General features: G+C 46.6%; 7 protein-coding genes. 3 read left to right on the top strand and 4 right to left on the bottom strand.

The genetic code is table 11. The features are described 5' to 3' along the window. The first annotated feature begins 246 nt into the window (after nucleotides 1-246). Genes AAEY94_RS20540 through AAEY94_RS20530 form a run of 3 tightly spaced genes read left to right on the top strand, consistent with a single transcriptional unit; the run spans nucleotide 247 to nucleotide 2,298 of the window. A complete protein-coding gene (locus AAEY94_RS20540) occupies nucleotides 247-1,068 on the top strand; it encodes a MipA/OmpV family protein (protein WP_182745418.1) in 822 nt (273 codons plus the stop codon). Nucleotides 1,069-1,100: 32 nt separating this feature from the next. Further along, nucleotides 1,101-1,751, top strand: coding sequence for a hypothetical protein (locus tag AAEY94_RS20535; RefSeq protein WP_182745419.1), 651 nt, complete (start codon nucleotides 1,101-1,103; stop codon nucleotides 1,749-1,751). Continuing rightward, nucleotides 1,738-2,298 (top strand): cytochrome b, encoded by a 561-nt coding sequence (locus AAEY94_RS20530; protein WP_182745421.1) that lies wholly within the window; start codon nucleotides 1,738-1,740, stop codon nucleotides 2,296-2,298. Before AAEY94_RS20535 ends, AAEY94_RS20530 begins: the two co-directional genes overlap by 14 nt. 209 nt (nucleotides 2,299-2,507) lie before the next feature. On the opposite strand, the gene AAEY94_RS20525 is transcribed toward AAEY94_RS20530, so the two are convergent. The 4 genes from AAEY94_RS20525 to AAEY94_RS20510 all read right to left on the bottom strand — a co-directional run bounded on the left by AAEY94_RS20525 (nucleotide 2,508) and on the right by AAEY94_RS20510 (nucleotide 4,625). After that, complete coding sequence (locus tag AAEY94_RS20525; protein ID WP_182745424.1) at nucleotides 2,508-2,774, bottom strand: hypothetical protein; 267 nt, start codon at nucleotides 2,772-2,774, stop codon at nucleotides 2,508-2,510. Nucleotides 2,775-2,802: 28 nt separating this feature from the next. Next, on the bottom strand, nucleotides 2,803-3,150 hold the full coding sequence (locus AAEY94_RS20520) for a hypothetical protein (RefSeq protein ID WP_182745426.1): 348 nt from the start codon (nucleotides 3,148-3,150) through the stop codon (nucleotides 2,803-2,805). A 97-nt stretch (nucleotides 3,151-3,247) separates the two neighbouring features. Beyond that, nucleotides 3,248-4,510, bottom strand: a complete 1,263-nt coding sequence (locus AAEY94_RS20515; protein WP_182745428.1) for a sensor histidine kinase — start codon at nucleotides 4,508-4,510, stop codon at nucleotides 3,248-3,250. Nucleotides 4,511-4,517: 7 nt separating this feature from the next. Then, a complete protein-coding gene (locus AAEY94_RS20510) occupies nucleotides 4,518-4,625 on the bottom strand; it encodes a winged helix-turn-helix domain-containing protein (RefSeq protein ID WP_502959371.1) in 108 nt (35 codons plus the stop codon).

Below are 4,625 nucleotides of genomic sequence, written 5' to 3'. Positions count from 1 at the left end.
CTCAAGATACTCTTTGATCATTGCTGCGAGACGTTCATCGTCGTCGATTAGCAAAATGTTGTCAGTCGTTTTGGTCACAGGCATGCCCATATTATGCCACATTTTTTAAAACTCTCTAGCTTTACATTACTTTACGTCGCAGAAAAATCAGAGCAATGCAGTCGTGTTTTTATGACTATAGACAAGTGGGGCAACTGCCAATACCGCGATGTGCGGCCACACAAACACTATTAAGTGAGAAAGATCATGATTGCAAAACGCATTACTTTACTAAGCCTTGGGGTACTCTTATTCAGCACACAGATTGCTTTCGCAGAAGAATCTAAGACCGAAGACCAGTGGAGTATTTCGACCACGCTTGGAGTCGTCAGCGCCCCTACCTATGTCGGGGATGACGAAAACCAACTGAACATTCTCCCCGATGTGCGCGTGACTTACGGGGATCGATTTTTTGCATCACTGTTAGGCGGTGTCGGCTATAACTTTGTGGCAACAGATAACTGGAAGGCTGGCGGGATTGTTAAATACGATTTTGGCCGCGATGAGGATGGTGATAATCCATTGCGTATATCTGGTGATGACGTAAATGATCTGCTGGGGCTGGGTGATATTGACGGTTCGGCTGAGGTTGGTGCATATATCGAATATGAAGCTAGTCGGATTCGATCAAAACTGGAAGTACGCCAAGGGCTGTCCGGCGGTCATGAGGGTTTGATTGCAGAAGCTGAGATCAAATTTACCGGACAATTCCAGATGTTCTCGAAACCCGCCTTTTTTGCGGTAGGGCCAGAAGTCGTTTATGGCGATAAAAACTACAATCAGACCTATTTTGGTATCACCACAGTGCAAGCCTCGCGCTCAGGACTTTCCACGTATCAAGCTGATGCGGGATTGGTTTCCTATGGACTGCATGGCTCGGTGGTCTTACCGCTCAATGATCGAATCACCCTGATTGGCTTTGCTGGCTACGACATGCTCGGCGATGAGGTTGCCGATTCTTCGCTAATTACACAGCGCGGTAGTGACGCTCAAGCCATAGGTGGCCTCATGTTCAGTTACCAGTTTTAACCAACCAATATTAACGAGAGAGGTGAACTGCCATGACTGCTGAAACCGTAACTTATACCAATGCATTGGGCGAGATAATCGCACCGTTTTTGCTCGCGGTACGCTCGACCAGCTTCTTTGAAGCCTATGTGTATCTACCACTGATGACGATACTCGCCATTTTCATTTTCAGGCGTACCTATCGTCTAATGATGGCCAATGGCACATTCGATTCGCCACTTCGTCAGCGATATCGCTACGTCATTTTGTCACTGTATTTCATGATGTGTTTTTTCTTCACCGGCGTTATCGCGGTAGCATTCAAGACCATGATTTTGGAAGAGATGGACTACACTGAGGCACATTGGTTTATCCCTTATGTGAGCTACTTGCACTTTTACATCGCCAGTGTGTCATTGGCCTATATCTATCTTATGCGCACCAATCGTTCGTCGCTTTTTTCGCGGGTATTGAGTTTGTACATACAAGTGGGTTTTCTTGGTGCATACCTAATCGGTATCGACCGCATTGTTAATGAACCGTGGGTGCTGCTCGATCCAGCGAGCGGTTTGAGTGGTTTCTACATGTTTGCGATATTCGGTGTGCTGCATTTTGATGTGGTCGTGCGGCTTCTCCAACCGTATGATAATGCGATCTTGGTGAGCGCCCCAACGATGATAGGCGGCGACAATGCTAAAAGGTGAACATACAGCGCGGGCAACGGCGTACACCTCGGTTGCTAAATGGCTGCACTGGATTGTGGCGGCTTTGGTGGTCGCCATGTTGTTTTACGGCTGGTCGCTAGATAATTACGAAGGTGAGGCATTGTCGGCGGCGCTTTCGTATCACGCGCTAGGGGGCTTTTTAGTCGCCTCGCTTTGCGGCCTTCGCTATCTATGGCGCACATCACACCCGCCGCCAGAGTTACCAGCGACATTATCACGGCCACAAGTGATCGCTGCGAAGGTCATCCATTCCACACTTTACATTTTGATGATCGTTGTACCTGTTACTGGCCTCATGACAGCGGTAGCCCATGACGTGCCGGTGGTCGTTCTTGGGGTGATCGATCTACAAGATACATTTTCCTTTTTTGGCCACGACAATTTTGACCTTAAACGTTTCATTCATGCCCAAGCGATGCACACCTTCGCAGGGCTGATTATTGGCCATATCGGCGCGGCATTGGTACATCAATTTTGGATTAAAGATGGCGTGTTTCGACGGATGTTATGGGAGAAAAAGCAATGATCGTTAGCGGCATCAAACGAGCTGGTATTGCAGTGGGGTTTTTTAATGGTGTAGGAAACATGATTTTTAATATAGTGTGATTTTTCCAACCTCTTAATTTCTCCTAAGAGGTTATTTTAATTGTATTGTCATTCGCCTGGGGAGCGAACCGGTAAGTGAAAATCACACTAACAGCGAATAAGATTAAAGCCCCAATTAAGGGGCTTTTTTTATATATCTAAATTGTGTGTTTCTAATGAGCTATCATCTAATCTCTTTATGTCATTGATAACTTTTTCTCTGAAATCTTCCCTGCTTCCTCCATCATCATTATCATGTTTTCGCATTATAGATATTTTTGCGTCATTATCGAATAAATCGCCGCCTACAGTATCGTTTAATTCATCCCATTTATTAACTTGGTTAGTATGCCTAGTTTCTCGCTCTACTACGTCATTTCTATAGTCAATATCAGCTTGCGTTTCTGAATTTTTCAAAAATAGGGGGTCATGGCCTCGCGCTTATTTAGGGGATTGTTTCTGCGTATCTTGCGACCTCTTCAACATCAAAGCCGCCGCCATTGTCTTTATGGAATTGCTCAATAGAGGCGCGTAAACCTTCTGGACTACTTTCGACAACATCACGCATATAAACATTTTTTACAATGTGCTTAAAGCGTTGTTCGTCTAGTTCCGCGCTGCTAAATTCTCTATTAGGCGTTACGCCAGTTTCAACACGTATTTTAGCGTCTTCATACAGGTCTGTAATATCGTTGAGCCAATCCCGAACAGGGGCGGTTATTTTGTTAAATAGCTTAGATAAAAAGCCTTGTTTTTCTTCTGGTTCAATATGTTCAATAACTGCGCTAGTCATTGTATTTCTTTCTCTTGTTATCCTTTATTTATAACAACCTAAACGGGTATTACACAAGAAAAATCTTGATAACGTAGTAACCATCGCAGATGGTCGATTACGTCCTTAGATCAAGCGGCAATCTAATCGTAACCGTTGATGACGAGCCAGAGGACAGGTCTATTGTGCCTCGGTGGGCATCAGTGATCTTCTGCACCAACGACAACCCCAGACCACTACCGGAGATATTCTGTTTGCCGCGGCCACGTTGAAAAGGCTCAAACATGCTTGCTTGATCTGCTTCTGGGATACCGTCGCCGCCATCGCTGACGATCAGATTTACATACTCAGTATTAACTTGAACGTCTACCGCAACAGGTGCGCCGCCGTACTTAAACGCGTTATCTACCAAGTTTCGGGTAAGGTGCTGGATCATTCGTGCATCCCCGAACATGCTCACAGGCGACCCCTGAACATCGCAATTTGAGTAACGAGCGCACTCTTCTGCGACGACACCCATTAAGTCGAACACCTCAAAATCCTGTTGTACGACACCGGCATCGATGCGGGTCATCAAAACTAGCTCGTCGATTAATACTCGTAGTTCTTCGACATCTTGTGCCAATGCTAATTGTCGGGGTTCATCTTCTACGGTTTTGATCATTTCAATACCAAGACGAATGCGTGTGAGAGGTGTGCGCAGTTCGTGAGATGCGTTGGCGAGTAGCAGCTTTTGAGCATTGACCAATGCTTCGATGCGTTCGGCGGTAGAGTTAAAGCTACCAGCAAGGGCGGCGACCTCGTCGCTGCCTTCTGGCTCGACACGAGCGCTGAGATCGCCGAAGCCTATTTGTCTGACAGCGAGTTGAAGCCGCTCTATTCTTCCCGTCAAATTTCGAATGAACGGGTACATGATTGCTGCGATACCAAGCGCGGAAATGATCAGAAATATCACAAACACGGCGGATTCACCGGGCAATGCGATCCGGTTAACGTTGATAACGAGCTGGCGGCCGTCTGTTAATTTAGTTGCCCACCGCGTGCCACCTTCTGTTTCTCGCCACGCGCCCTCGGCCAACGGTACGTCATCCAATGGCGTTACTGTACCGACTGACGCAATCAACAGCTTTTCGCTGCTGTAGAGGGATAGATCAATATCGAGGTAGTTGCCAATTTTATCGATGGCTGCTTGCTGCACATCGTCTGGTTCGGTGGCACTGGGCACAAGAAGTTCACTAAGGGCAGCGGTTTTGACAAATAGCTGCTCGTCATACTGATCTTGACCAATGATCGTCCAAGCAATCGTGGCGACCAGAGCGAATCCCAATAAGCTTGAAAAAACGATGAAGCAGATTTGTAGGTACAGACGGCTGTTAATCATAACTGCATCACACCTGCGACCGTGCAAACAAGTAGCCAACACCGCGCACAGTAATAACACGACGAGGCTGTTTAGGGTCGGTTTCAATCTCGGCGCGTAACCTAGATATATGCAC

Source organism: Shewanella sp. AC34-MNA-CIBAN-0136, assembly GCF_040309945.1.
Taxonomy (GTDB): domain Bacteria; phylum Pseudomonadota; class Gammaproteobacteria; order Enterobacterales; family Shewanellaceae; genus Shewanella.
The sequence above is the reverse complement of the archived record's forward strand: the minus strand, read 5'-3'. Positions and strand labels throughout refer to the sequence as shown.

What these genes read in the sequence shown, in the direction of transcription:
- AAEY94_RS20540 (WP_182745418.1), top strand. Translation starts at nt 247, where the DNA reads ATGATTGCAAAACGCATTACTTTACTAAGCCTTGGGGTACTCTTATTC.
- AAEY94_RS20535 (WP_182745419.1), top strand. Translation starts at nt 1,101, where the DNA reads ATGACTGCTGAAACCGTAACTTATACCAATGCATTGGGCGAGATAATC.
- AAEY94_RS20530 (WP_182745421.1), top strand. Translation starts at nt 1,738, where the DNA reads ATGCTAAAAGGTGAACATACAGCGCGGGCAACGGCGTACACCTCGGTT.
- AAEY94_RS20520 (WP_182745426.1), bottom strand. Translation starts at nt 3,150, where the DNA reads ATGACTAGCGCAGTTATTGAACATATTGAACCAGAAGAAAAACAAGGC.
- AAEY94_RS20515 (WP_182745428.1), bottom strand. Translation starts at nt 4,510, where the DNA reads ATGATTAACAGCCGTCTGTACCTACAAATCTGCTTCATCGTTTTTTCA.